Annotated in this window: 24 protein-coding genes; 9 read left to right on the top strand and 15 right to left on the bottom strand. The window is 61.1% G+C overall.

Annotated features, from left to right (window positions below; all coding sequences use genetic code 11):
• Positions 1 to 44: 44 nt before the first annotated feature.
• The 3 genes from ACYVGC_RS06295 to hemW all read right to left on the bottom strand — a co-directional run bounded on the left by ACYVGC_RS06295 (position 45) and on the right by hemW (position 2,648).
• Positions 45 to 722, bottom strand: a complete 678-nt coding sequence (locus tag ACYVGC_RS06295; protein WP_460582944.1) for an alpha/beta hydrolase — start codon at positions 720 to 722, stop codon at positions 45 to 47.
• 305 nt (positions 723 to 1,027) lie between these two features.
• Positions 1,028 to 1,444 carry a hypothetical protein gene (locus tag ACYVGC_RS06300; RefSeq protein ID WP_460582945.1) on the bottom strand — a complete coding sequence of 139 codons (417 nt, stop codon included), beginning with the start codon at positions 1,442 to 1,444 and terminating at the stop codon, positions 1,028 to 1,030.
• A gap of 49 nt (positions 1,445 to 1,493) precedes the next feature.
• Positions 1,494 to 2,648 (bottom strand): coproporphyrinogen-III oxidase family protein, encoded by a 1,155-nt coding sequence (gene hemW / locus ACYVGC_RS06305; protein WP_460582946.1) that lies wholly within the window; start codon positions 2,646 to 2,648, stop codon positions 1,494 to 1,496.
• A 179-nt stretch (positions 2,649 to 2,827) separates the two neighbouring features.
• Between hemW and ACYVGC_RS06310 the strand changes: the two genes are divergently transcribed.
• Both ACYVGC_RS06310 and ACYVGC_RS06315 read left to right on the top strand, forming a co-directional pair.
• Positions 2,828 to 4,714, top strand: coding sequence for a BamA/TamA family outer membrane protein (locus ACYVGC_RS06310; RefSeq protein ID WP_460582948.1), 1,887 nt, complete (start codon positions 2,828 to 2,830; stop codon positions 4,712 to 4,714).
• A 171-nt stretch (positions 4,715 to 4,885) separates the two neighbouring features.
• A complete protein-coding gene (locus ACYVGC_RS06315) occupies positions 4,886 to 5,275 on the top strand; it encodes an Hsp20/alpha crystallin family protein (RefSeq protein WP_460582949.1) in 390 nt (129 codons plus the stop codon).
• A gap of 189 nt (positions 5,276 to 5,464) precedes the next feature.
• Here the strand turns inward: ACYVGC_RS06315 and ACYVGC_RS06320 are convergent, their stop codons facing one another.
• Positions 5,465 to 5,788, bottom strand: coding sequence for a hypothetical protein (locus ACYVGC_RS06320; protein WP_460582950.1), 324 nt, complete (start codon positions 5,786 to 5,788; stop codon positions 5,465 to 5,467).
• A gap of 30 nt (positions 5,789 to 5,818) precedes the next feature.
• Positions 5,819 to 6,079: a VF530 family protein gene (locus tag ACYVGC_RS06325; protein ID WP_460582951.1), complete on the bottom strand. Its 261-nt coding sequence runs from the start codon at positions 6,077 to 6,079 to the stop codon at positions 5,819 to 5,821.
• Positions 6,080 to 6,200: 121 nt separating this feature from the next.
• Here ACYVGC_RS06325 and ACYVGC_RS06330 point away from each other — a divergent pair, with 121 nt between their 5' ends.
• Positions 6,201 to 7,130 (top strand): glycoside hydrolase family 25 protein, encoded by a 930-nt coding sequence (locus tag ACYVGC_RS06330; RefSeq protein WP_460582952.1) that lies wholly within the window; start codon positions 6,201 to 6,203, stop codon positions 7,128 to 7,130.
• An 8-nt stretch (positions 7,131 to 7,138) separates the two neighbouring features.
• Here ACYVGC_RS06330 and ACYVGC_RS06335 read toward each other — a convergent pair whose 3' ends face one another.
• Positions 7,139 to 7,366 (bottom strand): hypothetical protein, encoded by a 228-nt coding sequence (locus tag ACYVGC_RS06335; RefSeq protein ID WP_460582953.1) that lies wholly within the window; start codon positions 7,364 to 7,366, stop codon positions 7,139 to 7,141.
• A 146-nt stretch (positions 7,367 to 7,512) separates the two neighbouring features.
• On the opposite strand from ACYVGC_RS06335, the gene ACYVGC_RS06340 reads away from it, so the two are divergent.
• Entirely contained in the window at positions 7,513 to 7,875 is a 363-nt protein-coding gene (locus tag ACYVGC_RS06340; protein WP_460582954.1) for a septal ring lytic transglycosylase RlpA family protein, read from the top strand.
• A 104-nt stretch (positions 7,876 to 7,979) separates the two neighbouring features.
• Positions 7,980 to 8,177, top strand: a complete 198-nt coding sequence (locus ACYVGC_RS06345; protein WP_460582955.1) for a hypothetical protein — start codon at positions 7,980 to 7,982, stop codon at positions 8,175 to 8,177.
• Here the strand turns inward: ACYVGC_RS06345 and ACYVGC_RS06350 are convergent.
• On the bottom strand, positions 8,174 to 8,740 hold the full coding sequence (locus ACYVGC_RS06350; protein WP_460582957.1) for a DUF6799 domain-containing protein: 567 nt from the start codon (positions 8,738 to 8,740) through the stop codon (positions 8,174 to 8,176). The two genes, ACYVGC_RS06345 and ACYVGC_RS06350, sit on opposite strands and share 4 nt — an antisense overlap.
• Positions 8,741 to 9,020: 280 nt before the next feature.
• On the opposite strand from ACYVGC_RS06350, the gene ACYVGC_RS06355 reads away from it, so the two are divergent.
• Both ACYVGC_RS06355 and ACYVGC_RS06360 read left to right on the top strand, forming a co-directional pair.
• Positions 9,021 to 9,950, top strand: coding sequence for a J domain-containing protein (locus tag ACYVGC_RS06355; protein WP_460582958.1), 930 nt, complete (start codon positions 9,021 to 9,023; stop codon positions 9,948 to 9,950).
• Positions 9,951 to 10,021: 71 nt separating this feature from the next.
• On the top strand, positions 10,022 to 10,348 hold the full coding sequence (locus ACYVGC_RS06360; protein ID WP_460582959.1) for a hypothetical protein: 327 nt from the start codon (positions 10,022 to 10,024) through the stop codon (positions 10,346 to 10,348).
• A 75-nt stretch (positions 10,349 to 10,423) separates the two neighbouring features.
• Here the strand turns inward: ACYVGC_RS06360 and ACYVGC_RS06365 are convergent, their stop codons facing one another.
• From ACYVGC_RS06365 to ACYVGC_RS06390, 6 genes are all read right to left on the bottom strand, one after another.
• Entirely contained in the window at positions 10,424 to 11,146 is a 723-nt protein-coding gene (locus tag ACYVGC_RS06365; protein ID WP_460582960.1) for a hypothetical protein, read from the bottom strand.
• Between the two features lie 66 nt (positions 11,147 to 11,212).
• Positions 11,213 to 11,956 carry a ZIP family metal transporter gene (locus ACYVGC_RS06370; protein WP_460582961.1) on the bottom strand — a complete coding sequence of 248 codons (744 nt, stop codon included), beginning with the start codon at positions 11,954 to 11,956 and terminating at the stop codon, positions 11,213 to 11,215.
• A gap of 120 nt (positions 11,957 to 12,076) precedes the next feature.
• Positions 12,077 to 12,445, bottom strand: coding sequence for a hypothetical protein (locus tag ACYVGC_RS06375; RefSeq protein ID WP_460582963.1), 369 nt, complete (start codon positions 12,443 to 12,445; stop codon positions 12,077 to 12,079).
• A gap of 69 nt (positions 12,446 to 12,514) precedes the next feature.
• Positions 12,515 to 13,138 carry a YcxB family protein gene (locus tag ACYVGC_RS06380; RefSeq protein WP_460582965.1) on the bottom strand — a complete coding sequence of 208 codons (624 nt, stop codon included), beginning with the start codon at positions 13,136 to 13,138 and terminating at the stop codon, positions 12,515 to 12,517.
• 209 nt (positions 13,139 to 13,347) lie between these two features.
• The gene (gene nadC / locus ACYVGC_RS06385; RefSeq protein WP_460582967.1) at positions 13,348 to 14,223 is read right to left on the bottom strand and encodes a nicotinate-nucleotide diphosphorylase; all 876 of its coding nucleotides are present in this window, start codon (positions 14,221 to 14,223) and stop codon (positions 13,348 to 13,350) included.
• Between the two features lie 82 nt (positions 14,224 to 14,305).
• Entirely contained in the window at positions 14,306 to 14,710 is a 405-nt protein-coding gene (locus tag ACYVGC_RS06390; RefSeq protein WP_460582969.1) for a DUF4783 domain-containing protein, read from the bottom strand.
• A gap of 162 nt (positions 14,711 to 14,872) precedes the next feature.
• Between ACYVGC_RS06390 and gpmI the strand changes: the two genes are divergently transcribed.
• Together gpmI and ACYVGC_RS06400 are read left to right on the top strand one after the other, a co-directional pair.
• Entirely contained in the window at positions 14,873 to 16,399 is a 1,527-nt protein-coding gene (gene gpmI / locus ACYVGC_RS06395) for a 2,3-bisphosphoglycerate-independent phosphoglycerate mutase (RefSeq protein WP_460582970.1), read from the top strand.
• A 102-nt stretch (positions 16,400 to 16,501) separates the two neighbouring features.
• Positions 16,502 to 17,095, top strand: coding sequence for a hypothetical protein (locus ACYVGC_RS06400; protein WP_460582971.1), 594 nt, complete (start codon positions 16,502 to 16,504; stop codon positions 17,093 to 17,095).
• A gap of 21 nt (positions 17,096 to 17,116) precedes the next feature.
• Here the strand turns inward: ACYVGC_RS06400 and ACYVGC_RS06405 are convergent, their stop codons facing one another.
• Both ACYVGC_RS06405 and ACYVGC_RS06410 read right to left on the bottom strand, forming a co-directional pair.
• Complete coding sequence (locus ACYVGC_RS06405; protein WP_460582972.1) at positions 17,117 to 17,539, bottom strand: YjbQ family protein; 423 nt, start codon at positions 17,537 to 17,539, stop codon at positions 17,117 to 17,119.
• A 12-nt stretch (positions 17,540 to 17,551) separates the two neighbouring features.
• Positions 17,552 to 19,090, bottom strand: a complete 1,539-nt coding sequence (locus tag ACYVGC_RS06410; protein WP_460582973.1) for a hypothetical protein — start codon at positions 19,088 to 19,090, stop codon at positions 17,552 to 17,554.
• Positions 19,091 to 19,129 lie beyond the last annotated feature (39 nt).

Raw genomic sequence — 19,129 nt, forward strand, 5'->3', positions numbered from 1 at the left:
TAATTACGGCTAAGATACTGACTGCAAGCGCATAAATTCCGCACTTAGCGGTTTAGTATTCCGTTGGCGGCTAGTTTGTTCAGCACCTGGCTTACTCGGGCGGCGTGGCTGACGATGAGGAAGTGTCCCGCGCCGGACACCGGGTAGTCGATGTGGGCCCGGCCGGCGGGTAGTAGCCGGTCGTGGGTGCCATGGAGGCGCACGGCGGCGGGCAGGCCCGGCCCGCGCCAGCCCAGCAACTGGGTGGTGGCCCAGCGCGCAAAGGCCGGGTCGGTGTCGTGCAGTATCTGCCTGAGCAGGCGGTACTCGGTGCCGCCCCGCGCCCCAAAAAACCACTGCGCCAGCCGCGGCAGCCATTTGAGCAGGCCAAACGGCAGCAGCCGATGCAAGCCGGTGGCCCCCGCCAGGCGCAACAGCGGCGGTAAGTCGTGCGGCCGGCCCAAGCTGGAAATAAGCACTACCCGCGCCAACGGCCTCAGCCGGCCAATTTCCTGCGCCAGCAGCCCGCCGAACGACACCCCCACCAGCCAGCAGGGCTGCGCCGGCGGCACGTGCTCGGCCAGGCGGGCGGCGTAGTGCGCCAGCGGCTCGGTGGGTGATTGGGGCGGCAGCCAGGGCAGCACCTGGGTAGTGCCATTCAGTTGCAGGCGGCGGAAAACCCGCTCATCGGCCCCCAGGCCGGGAATGAGGTACCACGTTGCGGTGGTGGAGTCACTGGCCACAGTATGAGGATTCTTAGTTAAAAGAACGTCATGCTGAACGCAGTGAAGCATCTCGCGTGCTGCACTGACCTAATCGCTCAACAGATTGATTACTAATTCATGCGAGATGCTTCACTGCGTTCAGCATGACGTTCTTTATAGTATAGGACTTACGCAAAAATGTCTGTCATTGCGAGCAGCGCGAAGCAATCGAACCAGCATGTTGTCGGGCGGGTATCGTGCTGGTGCGATTGCCGCGCTCCACTGCGTTGCGCTCGCAATGACAGACGTTTTGCGTAAGTCCTAAATAGTTAATAAATAATGCCTTACGAGCTGAGGCGGGCAAAAATGCCTTCCAGGTAGAAGATATTGTGCGGCTGCGGGTCGTCGGTTTCGTCGGTGTCGGCGGGGAAGGTGACGGCGAGCTTGAGGACCACGCCGGGCAGGGAGATGGGCGGGGCGTCCTCGGTGGTGTATTCGAGCAGGCAGGGCCATTGCTCGGTGGTGGCCAGGGCATCGGCGACTTCCTCGGCCAGGGTTTCGGCGCGGTCGCCGGCTACGCGCAGCAGCGTGTCGAGGTCGTGGAAGGGCAGGCCGAGGTGGAAAAAATGGTCGTCGTCGTCGCGAAACGTGGTGGCCCAGATGGTTACGTCGTCGGTGTTGTCGAAGACGATGGCCGTGAGGTGGACCTGCTCCACGAAAAAGTCGTCGTTGCTGACCAGGGCATCGCTGAGAAGCTTCATGGGCGGCGAAGGAATAAGGGCGGAAAGAAGGCTGGGTAGTGGCCGCAAGCTACACCGTGGCGGCCGGCGCGGCCGCAAATAGCTCCAGCGTAATGTGGTCGGCCAGCAGCTTGCCGGCGTCGGTGAGGCGCAGCACGTCACTTTCCAGCGTGGCCATACCCTGGGCGACCAGGCTTTGCAGATAATCAGTCTTATCAGCTAATAAATTCATATTGAGCTCATTACGTAAATAAGTCAAGTCGCAGCCGCGGCTAGTACGCAGGGTGGTGAGCAGGTATTCGTTGGCCTGGTCGAGGGGCGAAAGCTGCTCCACGGTGGCGGGCACTTCGCCGTGTTCGAGCACGGCGGCCACGTACTGCGGGTTGTTGGCCACCGCGTATTGACGGCTGCGGCCGTCGAAGGAGTGGGCGCTGGGGCCCAGGCCTAGATAGGGCACGCCGCGCCAGTAGTTGGCGTTGTGGCGGCTCTCGCGGCCGGGCTGGCAGAAGTTGCTGATTTCATACTGCTCGTAGCCTTTTCGGCGCAACTCGTTGAGCAACAGCTCAAACTGCTGGGCCACAAACTCGTCGGGCGGGGCCACGAAGGTGCCTTTTTGCAGGCGGCGGCCAAAGGCCGTATCGGGCTCAATGGTCAGGGCATAGGCTGACACGTGCGGCACGTTCAGCTCAAATAGCTTTGCCAAATCCGCCTCCCAAACGGCGTGGCTGGGGGCCGGAATGCCGTAGATTAAATCCACCGAAATGTTCTCGAAGCCCGCCGCTTGCGCCGCCCGCACCGCCTGCCCCGACTCGGCGGCCGAGTGGGCGCGGTTCATGAGGCGCAGGTGGGGCTCGTGGAAGCTTTGGAGCCCGATGCTGAGGCGATTGATGGGCGAGGCGGCCAGCTCGGCTAGCTTGGCGGGAGTGAGGTCGTCGGGGTTGGCTTCGAGGGTGATTTCAGCCTGCGGCGACACGTTGAAATTCAGCGCAATAGCCTCGAAAATGCGATACAGTTCCGCCGCCGTGAGCAGCGAGGGCGTGCCGCCGCCAAAGTAAATGGTTTCGAGCGGCGCGGTAGGGTCGGGGAGGTAGGTACGGCGCAGGGCCATCTCCTGGATGAGCGCCTCCACGAATTGCCCTTTCAGGCCCATAGAAGTGCTAAAGTGGAAGTCGCAGTAGTGGCAGGCCTGCTTGCAAAACGGAATGTGGAGGTAGAGGCCAGGCATAACTATAACTACTGAGGATAACAGCGCGACTTTTGCGGGCGGTAGCATGGACTCTGTGAGTCCGCGCGTGGAAACGTCCAGGTGATACCACGCGCGGACTCACAGAGTCCACGCTACTGCCCGCACAAAAATCGGACGCTTGAAATTAAAAACCGCCCGGCGCGTTTGCGTTCCCAACGATGGCCCAACTCGCTACCTTATTCCTGTGGAGCTGCTGGCTGGCCCTGAGCTTCGCCGCCGGGCCGCTGCGCGCCCAAACGCCCGACACCGGGCCGGGCGTGGCCGTGCCCAACGCGCCGGGGCTGGCCTCGCCGCCGCTGCCGCCCGTGGGTACGCCAATTACGGCCCCCGCCGCCCCGCGCCGCCTGGGCCACCCGCGCTTCCTCAAGATAGAAGCCGAGCCGGCCGGCCGGGCCACCGTGCGCCGCCTGCACCCGCGCTCTACGGTGCCCGACTCGCTCACGGCGCTGCGCACGGTGCGCGAGCTGGTGCTGGCCTTGCAGGCCGACGCCTACCTCACGGCCTCGGCCGACGACATGCGCTGGGGCCGCGACACGGTGCGGGTACGCCTCTACGTGGGCGAGCAGTTTCGCTGGGCCTACCTGCACAACGGCAACCTCGGCGATGGCCTGCTGACCCGCGCCGGCTACCGCGAAAAGTTCTTTAGGCGCACGCCCTGGCACCCGGCCGACTGGGTGGCCCTGCAAGAGCGCGTGCTCACAGAAGCTGAAAACCAAGGCTTTCCCTTCGCTACCATTGGCTTGGATTCGCTGCGGATAACCGGCCGCGACATTGCGGGCCGGGTGGTGCTCAAGCGCGGGCCGGCGGTGTACTTCGACTCGCTGCAAATAGTGGGCACCAGCAAAACCAAGAAGCGCTTTCTTACTAAGTATCTGCAACTTGTGCCCGGCACGCCCTACAGCCAGCAGCGCGTAGATGCCGCCGCCGCGCTGCTGCGCCAGCTGCCCTACGTGCGCCTGCGCGCCGTGCCTGAGGTGCGCTTTGCCCGCAACCTGGCGCGGGTGTACTTGCTGCTCGATGAGCGGCCGTCCAACCAGTTCGACGCCATTGTGGGTTTGCTGCCCAACGCCAACGGGGCCAGCGGGGTGCAGTTTACGGGCGATGTCACCATCAACCTGCGCAACCTGCGCGGCGGGGGCAAGCAGGTGGGCTTGCAGTGGCGCAAGGTCGATGCGCTGTCGCAGCTATTCGATTTCAACTACCTGCACCCCAATATCTTCGGTACGCCGCTGGAGGTGGGCGGCACGTTTAACCTGTATAAGCAGAACGACGCGTTTCTCACCATCCGGCCGCGGGTGCAAGTGAGCTACCCCACGGCGCGGGCCGGCCGGCTCACCTTTTACGCCGAGCAGCGCAGCTCGCGCCTTCTATTTGACAGCATAAAATATACCCAGCAAACCAAGCTGCCCGACTACGTCGATTCGGAGTACACGTCGTACGGCTTCGGCTACTCGCGGGCCAACCTGGATGATATCTATTTTCCGCACCGGGGCTTGTTTGTGAGCGCGCAGGGTGGGGTGGGCACGAAGATTATCCGCCGGAACGCTTCCATCAGCGAAGCGCTGTACGATGGCGTGGCGCTGCGCTCGACGCAGTACAGCTTTGGCGGGCGGGCCGAGCGCTACTGGGCGCTGGGTCGGCAGGGCGTACTGCTGGTGCGGGCGCGGGGCGAGGGATTGTTTAATCAACAGTTTTTCCTCAACGACCTGTTTCGGCTGGGCGGCCTCAACTCGCTACGCGGCTTTACCGAAAATGAGTTCTATACCAATGCCTACGGCGTGGGTACAGTAGAGCTGCGCCAGTTCACTGGCCCCGAGGGCTACGTGTTCATCTTCGCCGACCAGGCGCTGCTGCAAGCCTATCGACTCAACGACCTCAGTCAGCACAGCATCGACAAGCCCACCGGCCTGGGCGCGGGCCTGAGCTTCCGCACGGCGGCGGGGCTATTTCAATTTGTGTATTCGGTGGGCCGCTCCGAGTTTCTGAATACCGGCTTCTCGCTGTCAAACTCCAAGGTTCACTTCGGCCTGACGAGCCGGTTTTAATCCTTTTGCTCTGCCACATCGGCGGGCTTTCGGTCAAGGTGTCACAGATAGGGTAAATGATTGAGTAGTAAGCGGTCATAAGGTCTGAAAATCAGTCTAGTTAGCTATTCTCATAGGCTGGTACGGGGTTTGTATTACTACGCCCGAAGCCACCTACTAAGGCTACTTATTATGAAATTTATCAGCCGCGAATTTATCCGTACTATCGCTCCCCAGCTTGATTTGTTGAATACTATCGGCGGCGGGGTAGCCCAGCCTACCCTGCGCGTAAACAAGCGCCCCAAGGGTGTGGTGTTGCACGTAGCCATGCCCGGCGTGCCCGCCGAAAGCTTCCACGTAGTGCTGAAAGACAACCACCTGACTGTGTACGGCGAATACCGCCACGGCCCCGACGACCAACTGGCCGCGCCGCTGTTTGTGCAGACGCTCGACCTGCCCCAAAACCTCGACCTCACGGCCATCAATGCCACCCACGAGGGCGGCGAGTTGCGCGTAGCCATCCCGTTCCGCGATGCGGAGGCCAACCAGCCCCGCGAGATTGACATTCAGCCGGGCAGCTAAGGCGGCCCGGCCCGTCGATACGGCCGGGACCGACCGGCCACCTCCTCTACCACGATAACGCCGGGACCGACCGGCACCCCTGTTTTCACCCTCTTGAGGCCTCTGCGCGAGCAGGGGCTTTGTTATGCAATTGCAGATTTAGACGGATTGCGCTGATTCTTGCGGGCGTTTTTTGCCTCGTTGTTTTTGCTAGTAAAACAGCGGGATAAGCAGCCCGAATCCCGCTAGCAAACTCAGGAAAAGCCAGCCTATGACCTGCCCGCGGTAGCGGCGCGGCAGCTTGTTGCTGAGCACCAGCACGGCGGCGAGCACCAGGGCCAGGTGCAGCACCAGAAACGCCACCGTTTTGACCCAGTTGCTGACGATGGTGTTATCGGGCTGCATCTGGTTGGCCTCGCCCAGGCCGGAGGTCACGAAGCGCAGCACGTAGTAGGCCACTACCTCAAACGCGATAAAGCCGGCCAACCCCACCAGCAGTGCCAATGGGCCTGATTTTTCGCGCAGCTCAGCCATTTATTATGCAGTTAATTGACCTGTAGTAAATTAGGGTAGGCGCTTGCCCAGCGCTTCGGCTGTGCGCAGGCGAATGTACAGGTCCTCGACCTTGGCCCGCGCCCAGTCGGTGCGGCGCAAAAAAGTGAGGCTGGATTTTATACTCGGGTTCACGGCAAAGCAATTAAGCTTAATGCGTTCATCGAGGGCCGGGAAGCCGTAGTGGGCCACCAGGTATTCCAGGATACTGGCCAGCGTTACGCCGTGTAACTCACGGATTAAGTGGCCGTTGGCATCGCGCGCATCGGACATAAGCGAGGGGATAGAAGGAACCGGAAACAAGCAACCCGGCTTTAGGCTTGCAAGCTACGGCCCCGGCCGACATACGTCAGGCGGCCCGCCGTGCGTTATTTTGGGCCTGCTGCCCCTGCTTATGCTCGTTCCGCCCCCACTCGCTGCTCCGGCCACCGCGCCGCCCCCGGCCCCGCGCCGGGGCTGGCGGCGCTGGGTGCTGGCGGGCCTGCTGCTGGGGCTGCTGGGGGCCGGCACCTACTACCTGCGCCACCAGCGGCCGCTCAACCGCTACGCGCGCCGCACCTGGGCCACGCTCACGGCGCGCTACCTCACGGGCCACGAAAGCACGCCGCTGCTGGCCGGCTACTCGGTGCACGGCATCGACGTGTCGGCCTACCAGGGCACTATCGACTGGCCGCGGGTGGCCCAGCAGCGCGTGCGCTTTGCGTTTATTAAGGCCAGTGAAGGCGGGGCCATGCGCGACGCCCGCTTCCGGCGCAACTGGCGCGAGGCGCGGGCGGCGGGTATTCTCAGCGGGGCCTACCACTACTTTCAGCCCAACCGCGATGGCGGCCAGCAGGCGGCGCTCTTCATTGCCACGGTGCCGCTGCGGCCCGGCGACCTGCCCCCGGTGCTTGATGTTGAAGCCCCTAAGTTTCACGATGTGGCCGAAATGCGCCTCGAAATCCGGCAGTGGCTCACGGCCGTGGAGGCCCACTACAAGGTGCGGCCCATCTTGTATTCCAACTACACCTTTTACCGCCACTACCTGGCCGGGCACTTCGACGACTACCCGCTGTGGCTGGCGCACTACGAAGTGGCCCGCCCCGCCTTGCCCGCCGCACGCTGGATTATCTGGCAGCACTCCGACGAGGCCTACGTGCCGGGCATCCGGGGTGCGGTCGATTTTAACGTTTTTCAGGGTAGCTACGCCGCTTTGCAAGCCTTGCAGATAGCAGAGTCCGCCCCACTGCCGGCCTCGCCCGCGCCGGTCACTCGCAAAAAAAACGTCCGGCCCAGCCGCTTTAGTAAGCAGCCGGGCCGGACGGCCGAACTAGTGCAGCGCTAGCCGCAGACCTACATTTTGGTCTTCATCTTGTCGTCGCCCATTTTGTCTTTCGACATTTTGCCGTTCATTTTTTCCTTGTGCATTTTGCCGGATTTCATTTTGCCATCTTTCATCTTGCCATCGGCCATTTTGCCGTCCTGCATGGGAGCAGTTTGCATAGGGGCAGTCTGGGCGTGCGCGGTGAGGAAAAGGCCCGACAAAGCAAGACCAGCAACGAGTTTCAACGTATTTTTCATGGGACGGGGTAAAGAGGAGGGAGGGAGAAATTAATTTCGACCGAAAGATGCTGCTTTATTCCGGTACGCCGCGTGAACACCACATGAATACCTTAATTATGCACATCGCCCGGCGAAATAATTTTCGTAATCTGCTTTCCCTTAGTATGTTGTGTTTAGGTTTGGCGGCCTGCGGTAGTAGCAAGTCGGCCTTCACGCAATCGGGCCAAGGCTCGTACTACGCCGATAAGTTCGACGGCCGGCCCACGGCCAGCGGCGCGCCCTACCGGCCCGGCCAGCTCACGGCGGCGCACAACACGCTGCCCTTTGGCACCAAGATAAAAGTGACCAATACCCGCAATGGCCACTCGGTAAACGTGGTGGTGAACGACCGCGGCCCGCACGTGAAGGGCCGCATCGTGGACGTGTCGAAGCGCGCCGCCCGCAAGCTCGACCTGGTAGATGCCGGCGTGGTGCCGGTGCAGCTCAAGGTGCTGCACATGGGCCCCACCACGCGCAACGGCCGCTAAGTGATGAGCCGTTAGCTTTTAGCTACTAGCTGTTAGCCAGAACATAAGCTAACAGCTAGTAGCTAAAAGCTAACGGCTCACCGCTTGAGTGCCATCTTCGCAGTATGAAAAAGAATCAGAAGTACCTCGTGTGGTCGCCGCCCGCCGGCGCCAACCGCTTTGCCGCCCTCGACAACTTTGTGCGCGCCGCCGAAGCCGAAGACTGGTCGGAATCCGAAATTCAATACGTGATTGACGAAGTAGTGGAAGCCCGCGATGATGCGGCCGGCATAGCCGCACTCGTGAGCTTTACTGAGCGCTAGCGGCCGGCTTTGGCCTTGGCTTTCGCGGCTTCTTTCTCCACTTTTGCGCGTTCCTTCTCGGCTTTTTCGCGGGCTTTTTCCAGCTCCTTGCGCTTGCCGGGGTGCTTGAGGTCGTAGTCCACGAGCTTGCGTACGCTGTCGGCTTCCACCATTTCGCGCTTGCTGGTGAAGCGGCCAGTCAGCGACACGTAGTCGCCTTCGGCTAGCTGCGTTGTAGTGCCAGTGCTACTGGTAACCTGGCCGCTGGTGGTTACGAGCGTGCCGTTGAGCAAGCGCTTATCCTGCTGAATGGGGGCGGTGAGGCCCAGTTCAGTGAGCACCACGCGGCCCCCCTGCATGGTCAGGCCGTCTTTGGCCATTACGCCGCTCGTTTTGGGGCGGCCGGCGGGCGTGACCCCGGCGCGGCGGGGGGCTACCGCCCGGCGTGGGGCCAGGGGGCGGCGTGCGCCGGCTGCTTGCGCCGGTGAGGGTGGGGTAGGCGTAGCAGTGGCGGCGGCCGGGGTAGTCTGGGCTGGGCTTTGCTGCGCCAAAAGCAGCAAACCACTCAGCAACAAGGCAGGCATAGCTAGTTTCATCGAGGACAAAAAGTTGAATTGGGAATAAAATAGGGGTAATATACGGCTCTCAAATTATAAAATCATGCCAAAGCTGCTACCCGAAAGTCGCCTAGGTTGGGTACCATAACTAGCTTAACTTGCACTCGGCAGAATAGCGGTAGTCACCTGTAAAATACAAATCTACTGCCGCTGGTGCAATCTGCCTAACTCAACGCCGCAGCCTTATTCTGCGTTAAATTAGGGTGCCAACAGGGTGGCTTGTGGTGCCCCCGCTCTCTTTCCAAAAATGGATTACAAAGATTATTACAAAACGCTGGGCGTCGAGAAAACGGCTACCACCGAGCAGATTAAGAAGGCGTACCGCAAGCTGGCCCGCCAGTACCACCCCGACGTGAACCCCAACGACGCCGCGGCCGAGCAAAAGTTCAAGGAAGCCAACGAGGCCAACGAAGTGCTCTCAGACTCCGAAAAGCGCCAGAAATACGACCAGATGGCCACCGACTACCAGCGCTATCAGCAGCAGGGCGGCCGGCGTAGTCCGGGGGCCGGGCCCGGCGCGGGCGGTTTCGACTGGAACCAGTATGCCCAGGGCAACGGCGGAGGCGGCGGGCAGGGCGAAGATTTCTCCGATTTCTTCAGTTCCATTTTTGGGGGCATGGGCGGCGGCGCTGGTGGTGGCGGGCGTAGCAGCCGGCCCGGCGCGGGCTCCGACTACCAGGCCGAGCTGGAGCTTACGCTGGCCGAAGCCTACGCCGGCGGCCCGCGCACCATCACGGTAAATGGCAAAAACCTGCGCATTACCATTCAGCCGGGCGTGGCCGATGGGCAGACCATCCGGCTGCGCGACCAAGGCGGCCCCGGCCGCAACGGTGGCCCCAGTGGCGCGCTGCTCATCACGTTTCGCATTGCGCCCGACGCCCGCTACGCCCGCACCGGCGACGACCTCACCCAGGACGTACTCGTGCCCCTCTACCGCGCCCTGCTCGGTGGCGAGCAAACGGTCGAAACCCTCGGCGGCCCGGTCAAAATCAAGCTCAAGCCCGAAACCGCCAACGGTAGCCGCCTGCGCCTGCGCGGCAAAGGCTTTCCCGTGTACCGCCAGGAGGGCCAGCACGGCGACCTCTACCTGCGTCTCAATGTGCAGCTGCCCACCGACCTCACCGACGCCGAGCGCGAGCTGCTGCACCAGCTGGCCAAGCTGCGCGGCGAAGAATAAAATAGTATATCTTGTTGGTTGTCAGTAAATCGTAAAATACGCTAATTCTCCATCCGTAATCAGTTAACGTTATGCCTACCCGCGTTTTACTGCTCACTTTTCAGGAGTGTGACACCCGCTACGGCCTGGGCCGGGCCGAGCTGCACCAGTTTGTGGAGCTTGGCCTGCTGCGCCCCGCCCCGGCCCCCGATACCATCGAAGTAGAGGAGCCCGACGAGCTACTGCCGCGCCTGGCGCGCCTGCACCACGGCCTAGGCCTGGCCCCGGAAGCCATCGACCTGGTACTGCTCATGCGCCAGCGCTTGCTGAGCCTGCAAGCCGCGCTGGCCCGCGAAACCGCCCGCGCCCAGCAACTCGAAAGCTTCCTGCGCGGCACTGGCCCACTGCTGAGCGAGTAACACAAACGCCTGTCAGGGCGCGCGCTACTGCGTTGCGCGCGCCCTGACAGGCGTTTGTGCGTGAGTCCGATTGGCTTATAGCAGCGGCTTTTTAGACACGTACAGCACGCCGTTTTGCTCGCCGCAGAAGGTAGCGTTTGGTATAGTGCCGCAACGCGCCGCCGATGCGGCTACGTAGAGCCGCGACTTGGCATCGAAGTACAGGCTGTTGATTTGGTGGCTTTCTGGTAGAGCCAGCCGTTGCCCCGTCGAATTTTTAATGCCCACTGTTTCGCTGTAGTAACTGCTTGAGCCGGGTGCCGTTGGCGTATTGCGGTACGCAATACTGTACTCGGTGCCGGAGCTAGCCGTGAGCCTGTTCAGGGCTACTCTCGGCTTGAAATTTTCACGCTCCCAGTTGCGGTAGGGCTTCCAGGTGAGGCCTTTATCTAAGCTCAAAACACTGGGGCTAACTGCATACGTGGTATAAGTAGCCGAATCCAACAGCGCGGATGAGGCACTCGTGCCGGCCGTGAGCGCCAGCAACGTGTCGGCGCGGGCCAGGAAGCCAAATACCCCAATATTCTGTTTGTAATCACTCGTTTGCCAGGTTTTGCCGCGGTCGGTAGTCTGGTAGATTTTGAAGCGGGTGGTGATAACCAGCGTTTCGTCAATGTCGCCGGCTACGGCTTCAATCGCCCGGTCGTCGGGGGCCCGCAGGGCGTACCAGTCGGCGTATTCAGGGGCAGCGGTGTCCTCTGAATCTTTGCGGCACGCCCCTAGCGTAAGAAGCAGTGTGCCAGCTAGTAGTAGTCTCATAGTAGCCAAGTTAAGCACCTCGTGCGGGTGAAGCATTTATTAGCAAATATAGCCGCACTTTGCAATCTACTGACTGCTCACGGCCAGCGCCAGCGCTAAGCCGCCCAGCGTAGCGCCCAGCTTGGGCCAGTTGAGCCGGTGCTCGGGGCTAGTTTCGAAGAGAATAGTAGTCGAAACGTGCAAAAACGTGCCCGCCACAAAGCCCAGCAGCGCTGCATAAATGCCGCTGCCCAGCAGCTGTTGCAGCACCACGTAGTTGCTGAAAGCCAGCCCCGCTGGCGAGGCCAGCGCAAACACCAGCAGCCACGGCCACACCCGCCGAAAAGAACCCAAGCGCATGCGCAGCAGCGTGGCCAGCGCTACCGCCGCCGGTACGTGGTGCAGCGCCACGCCCAGCACCAGGGCGTAAAAATGCTGATTCACTTCGCCGCTGCCCGCGCCTCGCACCAAAATACTGCCCTCCAGCAGTGAGTGCACCACCAGCGCCAGCACCAGCAGCAGCGGCACGCGGCCCTGCTGCGCGGCATCGGGGGCGTGCACGTGTCCGTGCTCAATACCCTCCGACAGCACCTCTAGCAGCAACTGCCCAAAGAAGCCGGCCAGCACCCAGTAGCCCACGCGCTGCGGGGCGTGGGGCAGTAAGGTGAGAGCTTCGGGAAGTAAATGCGTGATGGTAAGCGTAAACAAATAGGCTCCGCTAAAAGCCAGCAACGGCTTGAGCCACTGCGTAGTGCGGGCTGCCGGTACTACGCCCACCAACGCCCCGGCACCCAGCACCGCCGCTGCCAACAAAAAGATTGCAATCCACATAGGGGAACAAAACAGAAAAACTTGCAGCAATGTTGCGATATGTATCGCAACATTGCTGCAAGTTCAAAAGATAAGCTTATCAGCCGTTGGGCTAGTGAGCATTAGCTACGCTAAACCACCTTACTGGCGCGAGCCAGCCTGGCCCCGAGCCGTGTCGGGCGTGGCCGCGTCACCCTTCTTGGGCGCGCTTTCGCCGGGCTTCATGGCGGTGCCTTCCTGCACATCAGCCGACATTACGGCACCGGCCGAGGGGGCGGCGCGCTTGCTAAGGATACTCTTGTTGTCGCTGGTAGGCTCGCTAATGGCACCACCTTTTTCTTGGTTGGGCGCGGCGGCGGTATTCTGGTCGAAGTTGTCGCTGATGCGGGTTCCGGGGGGTACCATATCAAGCGATACTTTTTTGTCAGCCGTCCAGTCAGACGGCTCGCTGCTGCACGAAGCGAGTAGCAGCATAGCGGCCGGAGCCAGGTAAGAGAGCAGCTTTTTCATAAATTGTAGGAAGCAAAAAATCCTTGCGGAAACAAAAAATCAGGCAAAACAATGATTGTGCGGGCCGGCTTAGGCGGCGGGTGCATTGGCGGGTAGCAGGCCCTTGCGGCGCAGCAGGGCCTCAAACAGCTTGCGGTCGTTGTCGTTATTAAACAAGCGCAGGGGCAAATGTAAAAAAACCGGCACATCAAACGTAGTGGCAATCCAGCGGCGCCAGGGGGCCAACTCGGCGGGCGGCGCACCGGGCTTGAGGTACAGCAGGTAGGCATCGGGCTCGCGGCGCACGCGGCCAATCTGGTCCCAGGGCAGGGCCATGGCCTTTTGCTCGCTCTGGCGCATGATGAGCTGGCGTGAGTCAGCCTCGTAGTTCATGCGCTCAAACAGGGGCTTGCTTTGTTCCATTTGGGTTACGCCGGTGACCAAGGACGAGCGTATCAGCACAAAAATGGCCGCCAACGCCACGCCCAATAGCAGCCACCACCACGAATGCCAGATAACGGCCGGCAGCACACCCACCACAAACGGGATGAGGGCGTACCACCACTCCTTGCGCCACACCTCGCCCATTGCAATGCGGGTGTAGGTATTGGTGTCAAACTGGTACTTCTTGGTCTTAATAGTGCCGGGCAGCGACTGCGGAGCCTGCTGCTGGAGGTAGCCGCTGCCACCGCCGCGTTGGTTAGGTTGATTCATAAAAATCGCAGATTTTCGCAGATTGGGCAGATTTCGCTGATTCTAGCGACTCCTGACTGGCTGCTGTTTGGTAACTTATTTAGTATCTATTACTTGTCTTTTCGAAATTCTGGTCCGGCCCTTTCCAATTCAAGCGAAAAACGAGGAAAACAGTGCCGCCACCCACTCATACTCGCGCCACCCGAATCAGCGAAATCCGCGCAAGCTGCTTAATCTGCGATTAGGGCTTTAAGGCTTAAATCGAGGATGGGGGCCGAGTGCGTGAGCGCGCCGACCGATATGTAATCGACGCCGGTGGCGGCCACCGCGGCAATGGTTTGGTCGGTGATGCCGCCGCTGGCCTCCAGGGGCAGGCGGCCGGCCACCAGGGCCACGGCCTCGCGCAGCAGCGCGGGGGCCATGTTATCGAGCATAATGCGGGTGATACTACCAGCTTCTAGCGCCTGCTCCACTTCGGCTAACGTGCGGGTTTCCACCACAATAGGCAGGTCGCGGCCGGTGCGGCGCAGGTAGTCGTGGGTGGCCGCAATAGCCTGGCCCACGCCGCCCGCGTAGTCCACGTGGTTGTCCTTGAGCATTATCATGTCAAACAGCCCGTAGCGGTGGTTTACGCCGCCGCCGATGAGCACGGCCCACTTCTCGCAGAGGCGGAAGTTGGGCGTGGTCTTGCGGGTGTCGAGCAGGCGGGCGTGGGTGCCAGCCAATTGCGCGGTGAGCTGCGCCGTGTAGGTGGCAATGCCGCTCATGCGCTGCATGCAGTTGAGCACTAGGCGCTCGGCGGTGAGAATGCTGCGGGCCGGGCCTTCCACGGTGAAGGCTACATCGCCGTGGCGCACGCAGGTACCGTCTGCTAGCTGCACCTGCATGGTCAGCCCGGCATCTACGTGCTTGAAAATCAATTCGGCCAGCTGCACGCCGGCCAGCACGCCCTCGCCTTTTACCAGCAGTTTGGCGCGGTTGCGAGCATCGGCCGGAATGGCGGCCAGGGCCGAATGGTCACCGTCGCCCACATCTTCGGCCAGGGCCGTGCGGATGAACGTGGTGAGGGCTTCGGACGTGAGGTAAGGGGCGGGATAGGCTGACACCTGGCAAAGGTACGCCGGCCGGCGGGCGCACAAAAAACCCGGCTGCGGGCGGGCAGCCGGGTTTCAGATAGGGAAGGCGGGGTTATTCTTTCGTGAAATCGAGCGTGTCTATCATCGGGGTGCTCTGCTTGGGCTTGAGCTTGATAAACACCTGGTAGCTACCGTTGCGGCCCACGTAGTGGCCAATGGCGTAGGGAATCCCCTCATTACTAGCCCCTTGGTGCACAATATCGAAGCTGGCAGGGGGGTTCTTGGCGAAGAAGTTCTTCATCACCAGTTCCGTCTGGGTGGCATTGTAACTCTGCTTGTCGCCGTCGAAACCCACTTCTACCGAGGGAGCCAAGTACTGGGCCAAGCCGCGCGACGAGCCGCTAGCGATGGCCGAGCGCACGGCCGAAAGTTGGTCGGAGCCTTGCGCCTGGCTGTTTAGAACCAACGCCAGCAGTAGCCAGCCAAATAAAACAACTCTAGTAAAAATTACTTTCATAAAAAAAAAGCTTCCTGGACAGGGCCGTGGGCGCTTGCTAACGAGTAAGCCAAAACTATGCCAGCCGAAGGGAAACTGAAGCCTTTCTGAAGATTTGACCGGTCGGCCAACCATGATGCAGGCAGTAGGCGCTTTAGAGTGCGGGGGCGTACTTTTGCAGGCATGAACAAGCAGGTCCTCTTAGTTATTCTGGATGGGTGGGGCATCGCTCCGAATGTAGAGGTTTCGGCCGTGGATGCGGCCCGGACGCCCTACTTTCACGAACTACTCAATCGCTTCCCGCACAGCACGTTGCAGGCTTCGGGCGAGGCCGTGGGTCTGCCCGAGGGCCAGATGGGCAACTCGGAAGTGGGCCACATGAACATCGGCGCGGGCCGCGTAGTAAACCAAGAGCTGGTACGCATTGGCAAAGCTGCGCGCGAGCGCAAGCTGGGCCAGATACCCGCCCTCAAAGAGGCCCTCGCCTATGCCAAGGAGAACAATAAGGCGTTCCATCTCATTGGCTTGCTGTCGGATGGCGGCGTGCATTCGCACATCGACCACGTAAAGGCGCTTTGCACCATTGCCCACGAGGCCGACGTGCACAAAGTTTTTGTACATGCCTTCACTGATGGCCGCGACACCGACCCCAAAAGCGGCGTGCACTTCGTAAATGACCTGGAGCAGTATAACGAGCGCACGGGGGCCAAAATCGCCTCCATTGTGGGCCGCTACTACGCCATGGACCGCGACCAGCGCTGGGAGCGCGTAAAAGTGGCCTACGACCTGCTGGTAAACGGCGTGGGCACGCCCTCGCAAAACCTGATTCAAAGCATTCAGGAGCAGTATAAAGAGGGCGTTACGGATGAGTTTCTGAAGCCAATCGTGAAAACCGGGGCCGATGGGTTGCCGTTGGCCACCATTCAGGAAGGCGATGTGGTGCTGTGCTTCAACTTCCGCACCGACCGGGGCCGCGAAATCACGGAGGCGCTCACGCAGCAGGATTTCAACGCCTACCAAATGCACCGCTTGGCCCTGCGCTACCTCACCATGACGAGCTACGACTCAACATTTGTGGGCGTAACGCCGATTTTTGAGAAAGATAACCTCGACAATACGCTAGGTGAAGTGCTGGCGGCCAATGGTAAGCGTCAGATTCGCATGGCCGAAACGGAAAAGTATCCGCATGTCACGTTCTTCTTCTCGGGTGGCCGCGAAAAGGAATTCGAAGGCGAAACGCGCATTCTGCGGGCCTCGCCCAAAGTGGCGACCTACGACCTCGCCCCCGAAATGAGCGCCTACGAGCTGCGCGACGCGCTGCTGCCCGAGCTGCAAGCCAATTCGGCCGATTTCATCGTCATCAACTTCGCTAACCCCGACATGGTGGGCCACACCGGCGTGTTTGAAGCCGTGGTGAAGGCGGTGGAAACCACCGATGCCTGCGCTCACGACGTGGTGGAAACTGCCCTGGCGGCCGGCTACGCCACTATTGTCATTGCTGACCACGGCAATGCCGAGTTTATGCGCAACGCCGACGGCTCGCCCAACACCGCCCATACCACCAACCTGGTGCCCTTCATTCTAGCCGATGCCAACTATCAGGGCACGCTAGCCAGCGGCAAGCTCGGCGATATTGCCCCCACCGTGCTGGCGCTGATGGGCGTGCCCCAGCCCGCCGACATGACCGGCCAAAGCCTGCTGCGCGCTTAGGCAAACAATTGGCGGGCTGAGTGCTTTCACGCGTCCCGCCCGGCAAGCTGCCGCCACCGCCCTGGTTGCGCGGCGGTTTGCCGGGCGGGATTTTTCTTGCTTATGAGTTGTAGAAGCTTTTATCTGATGGCCGCGAGCCTGCTGCTGCTCAGCAGCTGCGGTGAAGGCACCAAGGCCCCCGACCCGGCCGCCCCCGGCGCGCCCCACCCCAGCGGCCCGTATTTTGACGTGCGTGGCCTGCTCGATGCGCAGGTGCGGCTGCTGGCCACCCGCCGGCCCAGCGTAGAGAAGCAGGTGAGCTTGCGCAGCGGCGCTACCGAAACCGTGCGCGTGCCCCAGGTGAAATGGGCCGACGAGCTCCAGATTTTTTACCAGGCCGACATCAACAAAGCCGCCTTGCACGGGGCCTATGCCGTGGATTCGGCCAACCTGCCCGGCGGGGCCGTGCGCCGCACCTACCGCCTGCTGCCCGGCCACGACAACGCCCCCGTGCTGCGCCTCGACGTGACGAGCGCGGCTGGCCAGCCCCAGCAAATTCAGGCTACGTTGCGGCAGGATAACGCCCTATTCTTCGGCCAAAAAGACCTGCGCCTATCGCTGCAAAACGGCCAACTGCGCCAGTACAGCGCCCGCGGCGTGCAAAAGCTGGTCTTGTTCGATTCGCTCCGCTACCGCTCGCAGGCGCGCGTGCTATAGGGCGAACTGCAAAGCTTCGCGCTATTCGCCCATGAGGGTGGCTACCACCCAGCGGCGACCGCCGTGGCGGCGGTGCTCGCCCAGGCATAGGCCCTGCCAGGTGCCTAGAGCCAGGCGGCCGTTGGCAATGGGCACCGTCACAGAGTTACCCAGCATAGCGGCTTTTAGGTGGGCTGTCATGTCGTCGGGGCCCTCCAGGGTATGCTGGAAATAGGGCGCATTGTCGGGAGCCAGGCGGCGGAAATACTCCTGAAAATCGCGCCGCACGGTGGGGTCGGCGTTCTCGGTGATAAATAGGCTGGCCGAGGTGTGTTGAATAAAGAAGTTGGCCGTACCCACGCGCATGGTTTCTAGCTCGGGCAACTCGCTCAGTAACAAGTCGGTAATAAGGTGAAAGCCTTCGGTTACGGCGGGCAGGCGCAGGCGTTTTTGGATGTAGCGCATGGGGCTGGGCAGTTACTTGGTGCTCTCGTAGGCCCCCAGGCTGGGCGTGGCAGCAGTGCGGGGCAGGTTGAGCAGGTCGCGGGCGGGCACATCACCCACTGGGTTGCCGCGCTTGCGGGCCAGCGACATGCCACCGAGACGGTAATCGCCGAAGCTACCGCCGATGGGCCGCACGAAGAGCGGGTCCTTGTTTACTAAGTTGTTGTAAGTCACGGCTCCCAAGCCGGGCTTGTCGTCAGTATCAGTGGTAGCTAAGTACAATTGAGTGCGCAGGACCGAATTGAGCACGCTCACATTGGCTTTGTAAGCGTTGTAGTTCTCGAAAAACAGCTCATCCTCAATTGAGCCCCACACAATAGAGTTGCGCACCGACACGGTGGGCAGCTTGGCGCTGGTTGCACCCTTCGAGTCGGTTACCGAATTGGTAAAGTTCAGTGAGGGCGTTTTACGCACGCCGCCCGTAGCGGGGAAATTAGCTATCGTGCAGAAATTCAAGAAGTTGCTTCCGCCCTGGCTCAGCACGGCGTACTCGTAGCAGTCACTAAATAGGGTGTTGGTAGCCGTAAGCTTTCCCAGAATATTGAACACGCCGGCCCCGGTGCCCAGGCTGCTGGCTACGCCCGCAAAGCTCACACTGGCCCCCGAAATGTAGCAGATAACGCTGTTTTGAATGGTAAGCTCCGGCTGCACTCCGTTATCGGGGTTATATAGCAAAGCGCCTACGGTAGCGTTCTGAATTTGGGCGTAGCGGATGACATTGCCTTGGCTACCAGGCAGAAACACGATGCCCGTCCACTGGCCGGGCGCGGTGGCAAACTGCGTTTCGCCGCTGCGGTCGCCCACGAAGCGCACGATGTTGGGGTTGGTGGCCTTTATGGTATCAGTATCCTTGGGGCCGGGCGTGTAGTCGGCCGCATCATTCACGAGCAGACGGCCGGCCACAATAAGCGCCGCGCCCGCGTGGGCGAAAATGCGGGTGCCAGGTTTGATGCGCAGCGTGACGCCGGCCGGCACCACTACGTTACGATATAGCACGTAGGGCCGGGCATTGGTTAGCTCCGCATCGCGGGTAAAGGCCACACTATCCAGTAGATAGATATTTTGGCCAAATGAGCGCAGCAACACGCGCTGGTCTTGGCCGTTAGTGCGAAAGTTGAGGTTTTCCTGTACTACTAGGTCTTTGGCGAGGCCGCTCTGGCCGTTGTCCTTGAGTTGGGCGCGCACCAGGATGAGCAGGCTGTCATTGCCCCTGATGAAGAGGTTGGTGGCCGTTTGCTTGAGGTCGCCGTTCACCACCAGCGTGTAGGGCGAATTAATCCCGTTATCGAGGCTCACCAAGTCCACGGTCACCGCCTTGGCGTTGCGGTTGTACACCCACAGCCGCTTGGTAACGGTGCGGATGGTGGTAAAAACCGTGTCGAACTTCACCGTATCGGCCGAAAAGGCCAGGCTGCCCGACGTTTGCAGCTGCTCTTCGCGGGGCTTGCAGCCGGGCATGGTCAGGCTAAAAAAGGCGCTGAGCAGCAGCAGGCAGGGTAGGAGGTAGCGCATGCGGCGGTAACGAATGTGCGGTAAGCTTTAGCTTGCCGT

The organism is Hymenobacter arcticus (genome assembly GCF_054779975.1).